Below are 16,811 nucleotides of genomic sequence, written 5' to 3' on the forward strand. Positions count from 1 at the left end.
TCACTTTCCAACGGACCGCCATGACCACCGCCAACGCTACCGATCCCGTTAGTCAGCCGCCCGCCTTGATGATCGACGTGGCGACCAAGTCTGCCGAGGACGCCACCGCCGCGTTGATCGCCCATGCCGTGAAGATCAACGCCAGCGATCTGTTCATCGCCGCCAACGACGGCGATTACGGCGCGTCCGTTCGTCACCACGGCTTGATCCGGCCCATCGCGATCCTCTCCGAGGAGCAGGGCAAGCGGGTGCTGGCGTTCCTGAAGAACAACGCGGGCATGGAGGTCAACGAGCGTGAGCCGACCGAGGGGCGTTGGATCTATGTGCCTGAGGATGACGACGTCGAGAACGTCTCGAGCGTCGACCTGCGTATCAGCATCATCCCGACGCTCTACGGCGAAGACGCGGCGATCCGGTTGTTGGTTCGCTCGGACACGCTGATGAAGCTGCCTGACTTGGGCATGACCGGGCGGCAGCTCACCGGGTTTCAGCAGATGATCGCCAACCCGTCGGGATTGATCCTGATCACCGGGCCGACCGGATCGGGGAAGACCTCCACGCTGTATGCGTCCCTGCTTGAACTGAACAATGGTCAACGCAAGATCAACACGATCGAGGACCCGATCGAGTACGCCGTCGACGGGCTTCGACAGTCGCAGACGAACACGAACATCGGCGTCGGGTTCGCCGAGTTGCTTCGGTCGGTGCTACGCCAGTCGCCGGACGTGGTGATGATTGGCGAGGTGCGTGACGCGGAGACGGCCAAGACGGCGGTCCGGGCCGCCAACAGCGGCATGCTCGTGCTCGCCACGCTCCATGCTCCCAACGCCGCCGCGGCGATTCAGTCCATGCGGGCTTACGACATCCCGCCGCATTTCCTCTCGACGAGCCTGCGTGGCGTCGTGAGTCAACGGCTCACCCGCACGCTCGACCCGGCGAGCCGGCAGGAGATCGACATCTCCGACGCCACCCACACGTTCGACGACATCAAGCATCTGCTCAAGGAAGGCGAGGGCACCAAGCTCTACATGCCCGGCCCCACGCCCGAGAACCAGATGACCGGCTACAACGGCCGGACCGGCGTCTTCGAGGTGCTCGAAGTCACCCAGGAGATTCGCAACCTCATCGCCGACGGTGCGCCGGCCAGCCAGATCCGAAAGCAGGCCAGCCAGGACGGCATGCTCGAGTTCCGCGAGGCCGCCTTGCTCAAGGTCGCGCACGGCCAAACGACCACGGAAGAAGTCTTCCGCGTCATTCCCAGCGAGCAGTTGCTCGTCGATTCGTACTGAGAAGTGGGACGTGTAAACACGGAAGGGTGAAGTTTGCGGAAGGACCGTTCCCTCTGCCAACTTCACCTTTCCGCGTTCACATCTCAAACTTCGTTACAGCGCGTCGGTGTCGGTCTCGCCGGTACGGATGCGGACGACCTTGGCGACGGGGTAGATGAAGATCTTGCCGTCGCCGACGTTGCCCGTGCGGGCGGCGGTGGCGATGGCGCTGACGGCGTTGTCGGAATCCTCGGCCTTGACGCAGACCTTGATCAGCACCTTCGTGTTGAACGAACTTTCGACGGTGGCGCCGCGGTAGGTTTCTTTGTGTCCGAGCTGTCGGCCGTAGCCCTTGGCGTCGATCACGGTGAGCCCGAGGACATTCATTTGGGCGAGTGATGATTTAACGGCGTCGAGCTTGTCGGTGTTGATCACCGCTTCGATCATGTGCATGACGCAATCTCCTGCGTGTTTGTAGTGGGTTGTGCGGAAGGGCGGTTCGACCCTTCGCGGCGCGGTCGCTGAGCAATGGTAAGGGAAACCGAACGGGTTTGTAAGCCTGTCGTGCAAATAGGCAATATCGCAACCGACCTCGTGTCCGGGTCGGCCGGGCGAAACCCCATCCCGGAACCGGGGTTGGCGCGGCGCTAAGCTCGGGGGTGTTGCTCGAACCCGAGATGCTCGTTGCCCAGGCGTTGCAGCCCCGGCGACGTTTTCCGCCGCAATACCTCCTCATGATCGGGGCGGCCTCGGGCATCGCGGCACTGCTTTTGGCGACCGGGGCGGGCGGGTTCATGCTTCCGGCCCGGTTGGCGGGCGTGATGCTGCTCGGCAGTGCGGCGATCGCCGCGTTCTGGAGCGTGCGCGGGTCGGCCGGGCAGTTTCGCCAGGAGCAAGTTTGGGCCGAGACGCTCTACGACATGATCCGCCTGCGCAACTGGGACTCGGCCCGCCGGCTGACCGCGAAGTTGCTCGCTAAGGACTTCGTCAATCCTCAGGCCAAGGTGCAAGTGCTGACGCTGTGGTCGGTGCTTCTGGGCCGCGACGGGATGCACGACCAGGCCGCCGCGGTGCAGGGGGCGTTGTTGGAACGGATCCAGGGCCCCGCGACGGCGACACTACTGGCCGGGCAGGCCATGGCGCTACTGCGGTGCGACCGGCTGGTCGATGCCGACGTGGTGCTGCGAAACCTGCGGGCCGACCTCTCGGGCTATGAGGAAATCCCCGACGAGGCGCAGGCCACCCTGATGCTGGCCGAGATGTTCCGCGACGTGCAGACCAACCACCTCGACGAGGTCCTCGGCGTGTATGGCGATCATCTGGACCTCTTCCGCAATGGGCTGGGCGTCCGGGTGGCCGATGTGCATGCGTTGGCGGCGGTCGCGTTGCACAGGACGGATGATCCGGGCTGGGTCGACGCTTGGCGGAAAGCGACGTTGCTGATCGACGCGGCCGAGCTTCAACGCCGCTACCCCGAAGTCGAGCCGCTGATCCAGTCCGCGAAGGAGGGGTCATGAACACATCGACGGCGATCTCCACGCTCCTGCGCGACCTGACGGTGGGGCGTTTGGTCCACAAGCTGTTGCTGGCGGTGGTTGCGGGGCTGTTCGTGTACTCGCTGCTCGGCGGGGCGGCGTGGTCGCGGTTCGCGGCGTTCGGGCTGGTGACGGCGTACTTCGCGCTCACGGTCTGGTCGCTGCGGGCGGGTCGAATCACCGGCGAGACCGCCCAGCTCATCGCCGCCGGCCGACACGATGAGGCGGAAGATCGCATGCAGGAGGCCGTCAAGCGGTTCGGCGTGGTCCGGCCGTTGAAGATGGCCACGCTTCACCAACTCGCCGTGCTCCGTCACGCCCAGGGGCGATGGTCCGAGGCAGTCGACGCCGGGGCGGCGTTCCTCGGGCAAACTCGCGGGCGTTCGTCGATGCAGTCCGGCACCGAGTTGCTCGTGGCCGAGGCCGCGCTCGAAGCCGATGACCTTCACACCGCCCACCGGCTGATCGTCGCCCTGCGGTCCAAGCCGCTGAGCACCGATCACTTCGCCGCGTTGCTCGTGCTGCAACTCGATTATCAGAGCCGGCTCGGGCTGTGGGCGGCGATGGACCACAACGTCCCGGCCAAGTTGAATCTGCTGGACTTGCGGCCCGGTCCGGAGGCGGGGCGGGGGTGTGCGTTGATCGCCTTGGCCCAACTGAAACTCGGCCGGGGTGATCTCGGGCGAGCCTTATCGGAGCGCGCCACACTACTGGAATCAGCGGCGGCGCTGGTTGACGGGCGGCCCCTACTTCGCGACATTTTGAAATAGTCCCACGTCGGTTCCGGGGGCTAATGTCGCAGAGTTGCCGCTTCGGGGGATCGTCAGATAAGAACGAAAGAGTCGAACGGATGACCCAGGATATTTCTCAACGTATTGGCTGGCGGTTCGGGACGGCGATTTGCTTCGCGGTGGCCGTTGGTTTGGTCGCGTTTTCGGTCTGGCTCGCCGTCGAAGCGGTCACCAAGCCCACGCCGATCGACGCGTGGACGGTGCGACTGGCCGCGATGTCGTCCCTGGCGTTGGCCCATCTCCTCTTGGCATGGGGCGTGACGAGCCGGGTGTACCCCGTCTCGCCGATCGACAAGAGCATCGCGTTGACATCCATGTTGGTCGGGACACTCGCGGGTGTGGGGGCGTTAGCCCTGGCACTGGCATAAGTTTGGTCGTAACTCCGGGGTGTCGGGCGCTTGTCGGTGGCATGCGGCGAGAAAAACTTCGACTTGCTTACCCATCTTGCGCAGTCTGCACTTGTCCCGCAGCGTTGACGTGGCATGCTACTGACCCCATGTCGCCCGCATCGCTTTCCCGTAAGTTTCTGCTGATCGTGGCCGTATTCGGCTCGATGATCGGTTTTGCGCCCGCTGCTCATGCGCAGGATGACTCGGCCAACGCCGCGCTCGCCGAGCAGTACCACCTCATCGCACAACTCGAACTCGATGTCGTGCCGTTGGAGGATCACCACCTCACCCGTGCTGCGGCCCTGCTCGGAGCTGCCGCGCAGCTCGATCCGATGCAGCCCCGGCATCCCCGGCTGCTCGCGGCGGTCCACATGCTTCGCGGTGACCGGGAAGCTGCGCTGACGGCCCTGAACAACTACGGCAAGCTCCGCCCGGACGACGAAGTCGCCCGGATCCAGTACGTCGACCTTGTCACCGCCGGCATGCAGAATGCCCAGAACAAGGTGGCATTTCTTCAGAACCGGATCGTCGACAACGAGCGATTGAGCGACGGCCTGCGGAGCCATGCGGCCGTGAAGCTGCACGATTTGCACGTTGAACGCGGACAGCAGGCCAAAGCTGACGCGGCACTGGCGAAGGCGCTTGAACTCAACGACGTCAACCCGGCCGCCCGGCAGCGGTCGTTCGAGAAGACCCTTCGCACCGGCGACGCCCTCGATCGCATCACCGCGCTGTGCGAACTGCTGCGGAGCAACGTGGCCCAGCCGGCGGTCATGACCTCGCTCGGCTCGGAGCTGGCCCGTTTGAACATGCTCGAGGAGGCGCTCGACTGGTACGAGCGCGGCAACGAACTCGCCCTCGAAATGCAGCTCCGCGGCGTACCGGCCGATTACGTGGACCAAGGCGCGTTGCTGCTGATCAACAGCCAGCCCCAGGAGGCCCGCGTCATCGGGCTGACCCTGCAGCAGGACGCCGAGAACTTCGTCGTCGGTGAACAGATCGCGCTGCTCTCGGAAAAGCAGCAGGAGATCATGGCCGAGGGCGTGATGGATCAGATGTCGGCCCGGTTCGACCAGCTTGTCACCGACCTTGCGGGTGAGGCGGAGTTTGACATGGCGGGGCGTGAGCCGACCGCGGTCGTCGTTGAGCTTTTTGAGACGCTGCTCGCCGCCGACCCGTTCCGTGCGGACGTGCTCATCGGCCAGATCGACGCGGTGGTTCGCGGCGACCTGCTGATTGCGGAGAAGCCGACCAACCCCGACCTGCTCGCGGCACTGACCGAACTCGTCGGCGAAAAGGACCCGCTCATCGTGTCGTACGCCGGCCTTCAGGCGTTGCGTGAAGGCACGCCCGATGCCGCCCGTGTGAAGTTCGACGCGGTCAAGGATCAGCACCCGTTCGCGGCGATGGGTTTGGTGTTGCTCGACGCGGCGGACGCACCGGCGGACGAGATTCGCGCCCGCGCCAGCGACGTGCTCAATGACCGGCCGTTCGGCATCACCGGCGCGTTCGTGTTCGACCAGCTTCGGCAGTTCAACGTGCGGGTTCTGCCGCCCGAGAATCTGCCCGCCATTCGCAACGCGTTGGCGGTGTTCCCCAGCCAACTGCTGGACCTGCTCGACCCGGCCGAGCAGCGCAACTTCTACGACGTGCGCATGCGGCCGTTGCGGATCGCCCATGAGTACGGGTCACCGATGTACGTCCGCGTCACCATCGCGAACACCGGCGAGTATCCGCTGACGCTCGGCCCCGGCGGCGTGATTCGCAGTGAGTTGCAGTTCGACGCTTCGGTCGGCAATCAGGGCGCGATCCCGGCGGTCGCCATCGGCCAAATCGGCGGCCAAGTCCGGCTTGATCGCAACGAAGAAACCACGCGCGACTACCGGATCGACCTCGGCGTGCTCAACCAGGCGCTGGCCACCGACCCTTCGCGTCCGATCACCATCTTCGTCAGCGCGATCACCAACCCGGTGCAGTTGCAGGGTGAGCGCGTTGGCCCCGGGCCGGGAGGCTTCCGCACGCAGATGCGCCAGCCGATCGAGCGCGGTGCCAAGGCTCTTGGGAACGCCGAGGTGCAGGATCAACTCTTTACGCAGATCGTGCGTGGCGCCGGTGGCGAGAAGATCCGGGCGATCCAGACGCTCACGCGGTACGTGCAGTTGTTCGAGCTGCAGAATCAGGCCGTCGCCGAAGCGGGCGAGGGCCCACAAATCGAGCAGGCGGAGATCAACGCGATCGCTCGGCGTATCCGTCGTGCCCGCGACGTCGAGATCGACCCGGCCGTTCGCTCCTGGGCGGGACTGGCGATGGTTCAACTCGCGGCCGAGGAGGAACGGGTGACGCTCATTGACGCCATGGTGTCCGACGATGATCCGACCGTGCGTTTGGGCGGATTGATGGCGACGTTGTCGCTTAACAAGCCGGAGCAGGCGTCCATCGCGGCGTCGTTGACCGATGATCCCGATCCAGAAATCGCCGCGTATGCCGCAGGCGTGCTGGCGATTCCGGCCGAGGAGACCGGCGACGAGGCCCCGGCGGGGCAGTAGCCGTTGGTTTGGCCGATTGCGGTGGAACACCCACCGGCACCGGGCCTACCCTGTGCGTCCCGAAGCACATGGCCAACGCCGTGCGCTGATATCCGATTCCGTATCTCAGAACAGGCAGACCCATGTCCCTCGACTCCTCGCTCCGCAGCGGCAACTCGCTCAAACGCCATCGCAACGTCCTGACCCGCGCCGAGCGGCTCGAGAAGCTGCTCGAATCCGGTAAGCGGACCGAGGCCGACGGCGTCTACGGCCTGCCCAAAGTCGGCAACCGTAAACCCAGCGTCGGCAAGAAGACCGTCAAGAAGAAAGACGACGACGAGAAAAAGAAGTAACGCCGCGCTGCGGACGCCATCGTTAGCGGCAGCCGCGTAAGCACTTCCATCCCACACGGGTTGATCATCGAACGACGGAGCTGCCCGCTCTGTCGTTCGTGTTTTGCGCTGTTACCCTTCTTGCATGTCCGATCCGATCTCAGCCCGTGCCAAAGCCGTCGACGCCTCGGGTATCCGGAAGGTGTTCGATCTCGCGGCGAAGTTGGAAAACCCGATCAACCTGAGCATCGGCCTGCCGGACTTCGACGTACCGGAAATCGCCAAGACCGTGGCGAAAGATGCGATCGACGCCGGGTTCAATCGCTACACGCCGACCCAGGGCATCCCCGAACTGCGCGAGCGGCTCAAAGCCGACCTCGACGCCGAGATGGGCCGCGACGTCGGTGATGTCTTCATTGCCTCGGGCGTCAGCGGGGCGCTGATGCTCGCGATCATGGCGTTGGTCGATCCGGGTGATGAGGTGGTGTTCCTTGACCCGTACTTCGTCATGTATCGCCACCTGGTCACGATGGCCGGCGGGGTGAGTGTGCCGGTCGACAGCTACCCGGACTTCCGGTTCGACGCCGCGAAGATCGAAGCCGCCATCACGCCCCGGACCAAGCTGCTGATCGTCAACTCGCCGAGCAACCCTACGGGCGTGACGATGTCGCCCGACGAGGTCCGCGCCGCCGCCGAGCTGGCCCGCAAGCACGACATCATCCTGCTGACCGACGAGATCTACGACGCGTTCCGTTTCGATGACACCGACGGCCTCTACAGCCCGGCGATGCTCTACGACCGCACGCTCATCCTCCGTGGCTTTTCCAAGACGCATGGCATGACCGGCTGGCGTGTTGCCTACGTCGCCGGGCCCAGCGAGATCGTCGAGCAGATGATCAAGCTCCAGCAGTACAGCTACGTTTGTGCCCCGAGTCCGTTCCAGAAAGGGGCGTTGGCCGCGTTGGACGCGGACATGTCGGGCCACATCACCGCTTATCGCCGAAAGCGTGACATCGTCGTCGAGGCGCTCTCGGGCACGTTCGAACTCGCGCGGCCCGACGGAGCGTTCTACGCCTTCCCGCAAGCACCCGCCGGCCTGACCGCGACGGACTTCTGCACCGCCGCGATCGAGAAGAACGTTTTGACCATTCCGGGCAATGTCTTCAGCGGTCGGGATACACACTTCCGCGTGAGCTTCGCCGCTCCGGATGAGAAGCTCCGCGAGGGTTGCCGAATTCTCTGCGAGGTGGCTGGATGAATCTCGCGGCGGAGATCGAGAAGTTCGATGGTGTTCACACCGATGTTCTTGAATCTGCCGCGCTGCGTTGGGAGCCGACGGCGGCCGATGTGAGGTTGCTGCTGAAGCTCGGTGGGGATGCCGATGTGAACCGTGCGGTCGGGGCGTCATGGCTGCTCAAGGACTTGGCCGGGCGCGGGTACCGGCTCACGGCGGCGCAGTCGAAAACGTTGCTCGGCCTGCTCGATGACGAGAAGGATTGGCAAATGACGTTGCACTTGGTGCAGGCGTTTCCCGCAGTCAAGGTCACGCGTGCCACGGCCGACGCTTGGCACGCCCGGCTCGCCGAACTCGCGGCTCATCCGCAGAACTTCGTCCGGGCGTGGTCGTTCAACGCTTTGGCGCTGCTTGCCACCACGCACGAGCGATTTCGCCCCGATGTGGCGGATCGGCTCGAGGTCGCGGGGCACAACGATGCGGCATCCGTGCGAGCCCGCATCCGCAACGTGACCAAAACGACACCGTGGCTGCGCGACTAAGCCGCGGCTTGCCGGCGGAGCATCAGGCCCCCGATGCCCAGCAGGCCGGCGATGACCGACATCGGTTCGGGGATCGGCGTGACGTCCCAGCCGATGTCGGTGAGGAACGCGAGATCGAGTTCGGTGATGAACTTGCGTTCGCCGAAGCTGATCGTCTGGGTCATGATCGAGGTCTGCATTGTCGAAGGATCACCCAGAACGGACGTCATGAACGCACCGCTGGCGTGGGCTTGACCGCCCGAGTCGGTGCCCGCCAGAGCGTCGACCTGCGTTTCGTCGCCGATGAGCGCGGCGACCGAATCTCCGAGCCAGTCCTGACCCGAGACCAAGTCGTCCCAGCTGGCAGCGGTGCCGAACCCGACAGTGTGGAGCATCTCATGAACGGCGACGGAATAGAGGTCGATCTTGTCGCCGGGGACAGCGGTGGTGTGGTCGAAGTGCCATCGGCTGCCATCGAGGATCGTGCCGTTAACGCCGTCAGCGTTGCCGTCGTTGTTGAAGTCGGAATCGAACCAGACGTTGCCGATCGTTGAGCCGTAACCAATGTTATAGGGCTGGCCACCGATGAATCCGGAGAGCCGGCCGATGGTGGGGCCACCGCCGCGTCCGACGTTGGCGTTGGCCGCCGCATTGGCATTGGCGGCCGCGGTTGCGAACGTGGGACCGACGGTGCCGTTAGCGCTGAAGCCGAGCCCACCCGGGCCTGCTTGCGCGAGCGTGTTGCCAGTGAGGTTCCGATGGCCGACGAACAAACGGATCTCATTGGCTGAAGCGCTTGCGTTACTAAGGGTTTCCGGCGCTCCGGTGGTCGGATTGGTGTAGCCGCGCTCGAAGTTGAACGTCAGGCTCGAGCTTCCATCGACGCCCGTACTGCTATCGCTCACCGCGCCCAGCGACGTGGTCAGCGCCGCGCTCACGTCGGCGGCCGCCTGTTGAAGGGCGGCGTTGGCCACGGCGTTGTTGCTGAAGAACGAGTCGTGGGTGTAGTCCAACACCAGATCGGCCGCATCGGCGGTCGTGGCCAGGCCCAATACGAAGACGGCCGACACGCAAAACGACTTTCGCAGGGCATTTTCCATAGGCGAACTATATCACGTTCTGCGCAGCGTTGGGTTGAGGTTGCGCAAGTGTCACTTGCCCAGCTTGATCGTGCCCCAAGTGTTGGGGCGGTGTTGTGTTCGGGCTTCCTTGGGGGCGGACCAGAAGTAGCTGGTGGCGTTCTGGAAGTTGGTGACGTGCAGGTTGAAGCCGAGCTCCGTGTCGCCCATGTCGTCGCCCAACGGGTCAAAGCCGTGCAGGGCGTTGGCGGGGATGAATAGCTCGACGACGTACCTGCCGGGCAGGACGCGGGCGGCGTCGATGACGGCCGGGTGGGGTGAGAGGGTGGCGTCGATGGCGTCGCCGGGGCGGTTCCACTGTCCGGTGTAGCCGGCCGCGCCGTCGGGGCCGGGGAAGGCGATCGGCACGAAGAAGAACTGGTGATCGTGGGCCGAGTAGCTATCGGTCGCGTCGTCGGTCGGGGCGGTGCGGATGAATAACTCGACGCAGTCGCGCGTCCACCAGTTGCCGGTGATCGGTGCGCCGTGGATGTCGGCGTCGTGGACGACCATGCCGACGTACAGGCCATCGTCGGTCCAGCCGAGGTAGGTCTCGGGCTCGGGGTGGGGCGAACGTTCGAGGCCGACGGTCTCGCCGCGGCTTACGTCCGGCAGCCGGTGTTCCTCGGACCAGTCGACGAGGTTTCCGTCGATCCGTGGAACCCGCCTAAGCCGGGGCATCGTCCATGTCGGTCGCTTGTCGAACGATCGCCGCCACACCGGCGTGTTCATGCTCGATGCGGCGTGGATGTCGTTCAGTCGTGGCGTCGTCTCCCGGACGGCGTCGATCAGGTGGTCATAGGCGATGTCGTCGACGTCGACGATGCCGAAGTTCACATCTTCGCCGTCGCCGCGACGTCCGCTGGGCGGCTCGTCGTTCCATTGGAACCAGTCGGCCCCGATCACGAACGGCACCGATGCGAGCCCCTCGGTCATCTCACGATAGCCGTCGGCACGGGCGGTCTGGTCGGGAACCTGGGCGGAAAAGCCGAAGGTGTTGCGGTTGCCGCTGCGGCCGTCGAGGGCGTGGAAGCTGTACTCGGTGATGATGACCGGCTGCCCCCCGGACTCATCGTGGAGCATCTCGAAGAGCGTGCGGTCGAGGCGAGCGTCGGCGACGTAGTAGTTGATCGACACCGCATCGGTGCGACCGGCCTGGGCACGCACGACCTCCGGCGGCGCCCAGCCCTTGTACCGGACGCCGAGGATCAGGTGGTTGGGGTCGTACTTGCGAACGAGGTTGCTGGTGATCTCGAAGTAGTCCGCGGCGAGTTGGCCGCGGAAGTCGACGAGCAGCTTGTTGTACGCGGCGTTGTTATCGCGGGGCAGATACGTCCAGCCGTCGAGCTCGTCGAACGATGCGAGGTCCGTGTCCCAGTCGGCGTTGAAGGCTTCGACATCGGCCCAGACACGCCGGACCGATCGCATGACCGCCTGCCGACTCGGCGTGCTCGGGTCCAGCCAATCGAAATACGCGGCCGGGCCGGAGGATTTGTCGCTCCAGTCCAGCTCGTTGTCCGTGTAATAGCCGACGAGGTTGCGATTGTCGCGTAGCGGTGTGACCTGCTGCCGGACGGCCTTCTCGGCAATCATGGCAAACTCGGGGTGGTACAACCGCTTGGCCGGGCCGGACATCCAGGTCCAGATGTTCAGGTCCCGCGTGATCGGTACGTCGTAATCATGGAAGACCGGATGGCTCCACGCGCCGAGCCCTTTGAAGCCGGCACTGGTCACGCGGCCCAGCGTCGCCGAGGCCCATGCGTCGAGGTCGCCGTCCATGTCGGCATCGCCGGACCAGTCGCGGCTGACGAAATGCGGGCCGGTCGCTTTGCGGCCGAGTTGGATCGGCTGGACGGTGGTGACGGTGTTGAGGAACTCGCGCTGCCCGTCCGGCGAGAGAAACCACTGCACACCGTCGGTGTCGCGGGCGATCCGCCAGAAACCCTCGGTGCCGACGATGTCGGTCGATGGCTCAACGGCGGCGATTGCCGTGAGGTCGGCCGTCGGCTTGATGCTGACCGCCGCGATGCTCCCGGCGACCACCGCCACGATCGACGTGATCGCGAATCCCGACAGCAGGCGCGGCTGCTCGAGGAAGCGACGGACACTCTGGATGGACAATGCAGCACGCATGAGCGACGCCCGGGAAGCGCAGTTCTTCCCTTTCTCCTTCCGTCTAGGCATCGGCATGTCGTGCGTTTGCGTTTGACCCCGTTTTTGGTGTTGGCGAGCGGCTTGACCCGACCGGCGAGGCCCATAATGTCGGGCCGCCGATCGAGCGTGTACGCCAATCGTCTGCGCCTCGCTTCCCCGTTGGGATGCTGTGAGGGGCGATTCGCATCACCGGTCGGCACACCTATGGCGAGCCAGTGAGCAACCTCCCACGCCCCGACACCCCCGCACCCGCGGCGGTGCCCGTCATTTTTGAACCTTGTTTCGACCCGTTCGCCGGCTCAACGTCGCCGATCGACACCCGATTACCAAACAGACTTACCACGTAGGACCCCGTCTCCATGGCCCGCGATAACACCATCCTCCGCAACATCGGCATTGCCGCCCACATCGACGCCGGCAAGACCACCTGCTCCGAGCGCATTCTCTTCTACACCGGTCAGATTCACAAAATGGGCGAAGTGCACGAAGGCACTGCCACGACCGACTTCGACGAGGAAGAGCAGCAGCGCGGCATCACGATCTATTCCGCCGCCGTCAGTGCCCCGTGGCTCTACGAGCATGACGCTAACTTCCTCTACGGCGACAAGACCGCCGAGAAGATGGGCGAGCACGAGGACAACCGCGGTGGTCAGAAGATCATGCGTAAGGGTGTGATGCACAGCATCAACATCATCGACACCCCCGGCCACGTGGATTTCACGGCCGAGGTCGAGCGGTCCTTGCGCTGTCTCGACGGTGCCATCGCCGTGTTCGACGGTAAGGAAGGCGTCGAGGCCCAGTCCGAAACCGTCTGGCGTCAGGCCACCAAGTACAACGTGCCGCGCGTCTGCTTCATCAACAAGATGGACAAGCTCGGCGCCGACTTCGATTTCTCGTTCAACAGCATCCACGAGCGCCTCGGCGCGCCCGCAGTTGCCGTGCAGTATCCGATCGGCCAAGGCAACACCTTCGAAGGCATGATCGACCTCATCATGGGCGTCGAGTACCACTTCAAGGGCGAGAACCAAGGTACCGAGGTCGTCGAGAAGCCGCTGAGCGAGGACCACAAGGCCAAGTACGACGAGTGGCGTGAGAAGCTGATCGAGGCCGTCGCCGATGTCGATGACGCGATCGCCGAGAAGTTCCTCGAGGGCGAGGAGATCGGCCGCGACGAACTCAAGGCCGCCATCCGCCGTGGCACCATCGACTTCAAGCTCCACCCGGTCTTCTGCGGCTCGGCCCTCAAGTACGTCGGCGTCCAGAAGCTCATCGACGGCGTCATCGAGTACCTGCCCAGCCCGCTGGACCTTCCGGCCGTCGTCGGCACGGACCCGAAGGACGAAGAGAAGAAGATCGAGCGTCACTGCGATCCGGACGAGCCGTTCTGTGGCCTCGCGTTCAAGATCGTCGCCGACAAGTTTGGCGAACTCACCTTTGTCCGCGTCTACTCCGGCACCGTGCCCAAGGGGACCCGCGTGCTCAACGCCAACCGTGACCGTAAGGAAAACCTGAGCCGAATCTTCCAGATGCAGGCCGACGACCGCATCGCGCTCGAGCAGGGCGAGGCGGGCGACATCATCGCGTGCATCGGCCTCAAGGACGTGCTCACGGGTGACACCATCTGTGACCCGGATCACCCGATCGTGCTGGAGCGTCCGACGTTCCCCGAGCCGGTGATCAGCATGAGCATCGAGCCCAAGTCGGCCGGCGATAAACAGAAGCTCGGCGACGCGCTGGTGCAGATGCGCCGCATCGATCCGACCTTCCACGCAAACTACAACGACGAGACCGGCGAGACCATCATCGGCGGCATGGGTGAGCTCCACCTGGAGATCATCCGTAACCGACTCACCCGTGACCTGAAGGTCGACATCAACGTCGGTAAGCCGAAGGTCAGTTACCGCGAGTCGATCATGGGTCCGGCCGAGGGTCATGGTCAGCTCAAGAAGCAGACCGGTGGTTCGGGCATGTTCGGCGAGTGCTACATCAAGATCGAGCCCTACACCGCCGAGCAGGCCGAGGCCGACGAGTTGAAGTTCGGCGACCAGATGGCGTTCGAGAACAAGATCGTCGGCGGCTCGGTTCCGCGTGAGTATATCCCGTCGATCGAGAAGGGTTGCCGCCAGACCGCCCGCACCGGCGTCTTGGCCAGCTACCCGATGATCGACGTGAAGGTCACGCTTACCGACGGCAAGTATCACGACGTCGACTCGAACCAGGTCGCCTTCGAACTGGCCGGTGGCTTGGCGTTCAAGGACGCCTGCAAGAAGGCCGGCATGCAACTGCTCGAGCCGATCATGAAGGTCACCGTCACCACGCCCGAGGACTTCGTCGGTAACGTCACCGGCGACCTCAACCGTCGCCGCGGCATCATCGCCGACACGCGTCAGCAGGGTAACACGCAGATCATCGAGGCCGAGGTCCCGCTCGCGGAGATGTTCGGCTACACGACCGATCTGCGCAGCATGAGCCAGGGCCGTGCCGCCAGCGCCATGGAGCCGCTCAAGTACGCCCCGGTCCCCGGCAACGTCGCCAAGGCGATCCTCGAAGAAGTCGGCTAATCCCCGCACTACACCACGAAGCAGATGACCCGCGCCAGCAACGGCGCGGGTCATTCGCGTTGGTTACCGAGCAATCTCAACGCCGACGCATCAACAGCACGCCCGCACCGAGCAACCCCAGCACGCTCGGCTCGGGAATCTGGTAATCGGCAAGCAAAATCCCGCCGTCGATGTTGAGCACGGTGAAGCTGCCGACGCCACTGCCTGTGACCTCGATGCGTTCACCGAAGGCGACATTGTCGAAGCTGCCGGTGATATTGCTGCTCGCGACGATCAGGAAGCTGTCGCCGACCGATGGCTCGAACGTGAAGACGGGAGCTGCATCGAGCCGCACGACCAGATCGCCGTCCAGTTGTACGACGTTGGCGGTGATGAGATCACCCTCGCCGCCGGCGGAACCGAGAATCTGCATCTCCATCGAGCTGTCGTCGCCCATGGTCAGGCTGAACGTCTCCAGGCTTCCGATGACCGATCCGGCAGGTAGCAGGGGGTCGGTGCCTGGAGCGATGCGTCCAGTGCCGTTGAGCGTCACATCACCGAGCGTGCCGTCGCCGCCGAGGATGCTGTCGTTGCCGACGAAGACGTTGCCGCCGAGCAGGCCGTCGACGCCCAGGAAGCCGTCGACGAAAGTGTCACCGGTGTAGCCGCCGCTGTTGCCCGTGATGTTGTAGCGGCCGATGACTTCCACGGTGCCTGTCCCGCTGATCCTGCCGTCGTAGGACACGGTTGTGTCGGCGAACTGCTCTAGCCGCAGTGTGGCGCCGGCTGCGACGGCCGCATCGGCAAAGGCGGCGTCGGGACCCGCGAGGGTAAGCCTTCTCGCATCAACGTCCCAGTTGCCGGCGAAGCCGCTGTTGTCGCCCGAGAAACGTTGGAACGATCCGCCTTGCTTAAGAATCGTACCGGTACCGAAGATGCTGCCGTCGGGCGTCGGGCCGGCCGGGCTGAGCTGGCCCATGCGGAGGATGGTGCCAACTTCAACGGCGAGAATGCCGCTGCCGCGGACGTCCTTGACGGTCGCCGTCTGGCTGATTTGGAATCGGCCGTCGGCGTGGATCGTGACGCTGTTGCGCTCGTTGACAGCGTTCGATTGGTTAACGCGGAGCATCCCCTCGTCGATGACGTAGTTGCCGGTGAAGTTGGCACCCGAGCGGTCCAGGCGGAGTTCGCCGGCACCGGTCTTGGTGAGCGTGCCGGTGCCCTTGGTTGCAGCGGCAAGCGCGTGAAGTCCCCCGGTGCGGCTCGTGTCGATGGTGCCGTCGCCGTCGAAGCGCGTTTCAATCGCCGTTGCGAAGCTGCCACCGGGCGCGTAGGTGCCGCCGTTGAAGACGATGTCTTTACCTAATGCGCCGAGGTTGGGCCCGCCGTTGACCAGCAGCCGGCCACCGGCCAGTAGGATGTCGCCGGTAAACGTGTTCGAAGCGTTGAGCTGCACGTCGTAGTTGTCGCCGTCGATGGTGATCCCGCTGGGCCCAGCGACGACGCCGTTCAAGACAGCACTGCGGAACGTCGTGTCGCCGTTCCTGCCGAAGGTCAACGGACCGCCGGAGGCCATGTTGACCGACCCGTCAAGGTTCGCGCTTTTGCTGAGCCGCCCGCCGCCGCTGCCGATGAAGACTTGGTTGTTCGCGGTGGTGTTGAAGTTCCAGCCGAAGTCGCTTCCGCCACTGACGACCAACTCGCCATCGCCTCGGAAGGCGATCGCGCGTGTGCCGTCATTAACGACGTGTGAGCCGTTGACCAGTTCGAACGTTGCGTTGAACCCGTTGATTGCTGTGCTGTTGTCGTCGTTGGAGCGGATGGTCGAACGGTTGACGAATACGAATGTGTCGCCGAGCACGGTCGCGGTGTTGTTGGGCCCGAACTGGAACCCGTCGTCGCTCACGACGTTCATGTCGAAGAAGTTGACTTGCATCTCGACCACACCGAAACCGGCAACACCGGGTCTGAACTCAAGCAGTTGGGTGTTGAGCGTGGCGATGCCGCCGCTGGTGTCCTGAAAACTGACGTTGAGATCGTTCGTAATCCCGGCAACGTCATCCAGGAACACCAGTCGGGAAGCGAACGCGTCCGCGGATACCGTCACTCGATTGATGATCGGATTCGCGTCGTTATCGAACTCGGCGGTCGTGTCGGCAGTCGGCACACCGGCCGACCAGTTACCCGGATTTTGCCACATGTCACCTAAGGTCGCCTGTGTCCAGTTAGTTGTTTGGGCGAGTGCCGGAACGGTCGAAAGCGTGGCGATCGACGCCAACGCAACAGCAATGCCCGTCTTGGACGGGCGGGGCACTAGGTTCATTCTCATTTCCTCGTTTCCTGGGTACGAAAGACACAGATCGACCCCTCGTTTGGTCGGTCTGCGGGCTCGAACCTAACTGGG

13 protein-coding genes are annotated in these 16,811 nt (G+C 64.3%); 9 read left to right on the top strand and 4 right to left on the bottom strand.

Translation table 11 applies throughout. From position 1 onward, the window contains the following. Positions 1–20: 20 nt before the first annotated feature. Positions 21–1,289, top strand: a complete 1,269-nt coding sequence (locus AAGD32_02330; protein ID MEM8873072.1) for a GspE/PulE family protein — start codon at positions 21–23, stop codon at positions 1,287–1,289. A gap of 93 nt (positions 1,290–1,382) precedes the next feature. On the opposite strand, the gene AAGD32_02335 is transcribed toward AAGD32_02330, so the two are convergent. Further along, complete coding sequence (locus AAGD32_02335; GenBank protein MEM8873073.1) at positions 1,383–1,721, bottom strand: P-II family nitrogen regulator; 339 nt, start codon at positions 1,719–1,721, stop codon at positions 1,383–1,385. Positions 1,722–1,927: 206 nt separating this feature from the next. Here AAGD32_02335 and AAGD32_02340 point away from each other — a divergent pair, with 206 nt between their 5' ends. The 7 genes from AAGD32_02340 (at position 1,928) to AAGD32_02370 (ending at position 8,616) form a co-directional block, all read left to right on the top strand. Then, entirely contained in the window at positions 1,928–2,785 is an 858-nt protein-coding gene (locus tag AAGD32_02340; protein ID MEM8873074.1) for a hypothetical protein, read from the top strand. Then, positions 2,782–3,573 carry a hypothetical protein gene (locus AAGD32_02345; protein MEM8873075.1) on the top strand — a complete coding sequence of 264 codons (792 nt, stop codon included), beginning with the start codon at positions 2,782–2,784 and terminating at the stop codon, positions 3,571–3,573. The genes AAGD32_02340 and AAGD32_02345 overlap by 4 nt, the downstream gene beginning before the upstream one ends. Before the next feature lie 80 nt (positions 3,574–3,653). Further along, the gene (locus AAGD32_02350) at positions 3,654–3,962 is read left to right on the top strand and encodes a hypothetical protein (GenBank protein MEM8873076.1); all 309 of its coding nucleotides are present in this window, start codon (positions 3,654–3,656) and stop codon (positions 3,960–3,962) included. 128 nt (positions 3,963–4,090) lie between these two features. Next, positions 4,091–6,529: a hypothetical protein gene (locus AAGD32_02355; protein MEM8873077.1), complete on the top strand. Its 2,439-nt coding sequence runs from the start codon at positions 4,091–4,093 to the stop codon at positions 6,527–6,529. A gap of 122 nt (positions 6,530–6,651) precedes the next feature. Further along, the gene (locus AAGD32_02360) at positions 6,652–6,861 is read left to right on the top strand and encodes a small basic protein (protein MEM8873078.1); all 210 of its coding nucleotides are present in this window, start codon (positions 6,652–6,654) and stop codon (positions 6,859–6,861) included. Positions 6,862–6,985: 124 nt separating this feature from the next. After that, on the top strand, positions 6,986–8,098 hold the full coding sequence (locus tag AAGD32_02365) for an aminotransferase class I/II-fold pyridoxal phosphate-dependent enzyme (GenBank protein MEM8873079.1): 1,113 nt from the start codon (positions 6,986–6,988) through the stop codon (positions 8,096–8,098). Beyond that, entirely contained in the window at positions 8,095–8,616 is a 522-nt protein-coding gene (locus tag AAGD32_02370; GenBank protein ID MEM8873080.1) for a hypothetical protein, read from the top strand. The genes AAGD32_02365 and AAGD32_02370 overlap by 4 nt, the downstream gene beginning before the upstream one ends. Here AAGD32_02370 and AAGD32_02375 read toward each other — a convergent pair. Together AAGD32_02375 and AAGD32_02380 are read right to left on the bottom strand one after the other, a co-directional pair. Continuing rightward, a complete protein-coding gene (locus AAGD32_02375) occupies positions 8,613–9,695 on the bottom strand; it encodes a hypothetical protein (protein MEM8873081.1) in 1,083 nt (360 codons plus the stop codon). The two genes, AAGD32_02370 and AAGD32_02375, sit on opposite strands and share 4 nt — an antisense overlap. Positions 9,696–9,746: 51 nt before the next feature. Then, entirely contained in the window at positions 9,747–11,846 is a 2,100-nt protein-coding gene (locus AAGD32_02380; protein ID MEM8873082.1) for a hypothetical protein, read from the bottom strand. Positions 11,847–12,226: 380 nt separating this feature from the next. Between AAGD32_02380 and fusA the strand changes: the two genes are divergently transcribed. After that, positions 12,227–14,428, top strand: coding sequence for an elongation factor G (gene fusA / locus AAGD32_02385; GenBank protein MEM8873083.1), 2,202 nt, complete (start codon positions 12,227–12,229; stop codon positions 14,426–14,428). 76 nt (positions 14,429–14,504) lie between these two features. Here fusA and AAGD32_02390 read toward each other — a convergent pair whose 3' ends face one another. Next, positions 14,505–16,730 carry an autotransporter-associated beta strand repeat-containing protein gene (locus AAGD32_02390; protein ID MEM8873084.1) on the bottom strand — a complete coding sequence of 742 codons (2,226 nt, stop codon included), beginning with the start codon at positions 16,728–16,730 and terminating at the stop codon, positions 14,505–14,507. Positions 16,731–16,811 lie beyond the last annotated feature (81 nt).

The sequence above is a fragment of the Planctomycetota bacterium genome, assembly GCA_039182125.1.
GTDB lineage: Bacteria > Planctomycetota > Phycisphaerae > Tepidisphaerales > Tepidisphaeraceae > JBCDCH01.

Excerpts from the sequence above, each read along its gene's own strand:
- AAGD32_02330 (MEM8873072.1), top strand. The coding sequence starts at position 21 with ATGACCACCGCCAACGCTACCGATCCCGTTAGTCAGCCGCCCGCCTTG.
- AAGD32_02335 (MEM8873073.1), bottom strand. The coding sequence starts at position 1,721 with ATGCACATGATCGAAGCGGTGATCAACACCGACAAGCTCGACGCCGTT.
- AAGD32_02345 (MEM8873075.1), top strand. The coding sequence starts at position 2,782 with ATGAACACATCGACGGCGATCTCCACGCTCCTGCGCGACCTGACGGTG.
- AAGD32_02350 (MEM8873076.1), top strand. The coding sequence starts at position 3,654 with ATGACCCAGGATATTTCTCAACGTATTGGCTGGCGGTTCGGGACGGCG.
- AAGD32_02355 (MEM8873077.1), top strand. The coding sequence starts at position 4,091 with ATGTCGCCCGCATCGCTTTCCCGTAAGTTTCTGCTGATCGTGGCCGTA.
- AAGD32_02360 (MEM8873078.1), top strand. The coding sequence starts at position 6,652 with ATGTCCCTCGACTCCTCGCTCCGCAGCGGCAACTCGCTCAAACGCCAT.
- AAGD32_02365 (MEM8873079.1), top strand. The coding sequence starts at position 6,986 with ATGTCCGATCCGATCTCAGCCCGTGCCAAAGCCGTCGACGCCTCGGGT.
- AAGD32_02370 (MEM8873080.1), top strand. The coding sequence starts at position 8,095 with ATGAATCTCGCGGCGGAGATCGAGAAGTTCGATGGTGTTCACACCGAT.
- AAGD32_02375 (MEM8873081.1), bottom strand. The coding sequence starts at position 9,695 with ATGGAAAATGCCCTGCGAAAGTCGTTTTGCGTGTCGGCCGTCTTCGTA.
- AAGD32_02380 (MEM8873082.1), bottom strand. The coding sequence starts at position 11,846 with ATGCGTGCTGCATTGTCCATCCAGAGTGTCCGTCGCTTCCTCGAGCAG.
- fusA (MEM8873083.1), top strand. The coding sequence starts at position 12,227 with ATGGCCCGCGATAACACCATCCTCCGCAACATCGGCATTGCCGCCCAC.
- AAGD32_02390 (MEM8873084.1), bottom strand. The coding sequence starts at position 16,730 with ATGAACCTAGTGCCCCGCCCGTCCAAGACGGGCATTGCTGTTGCGTTG.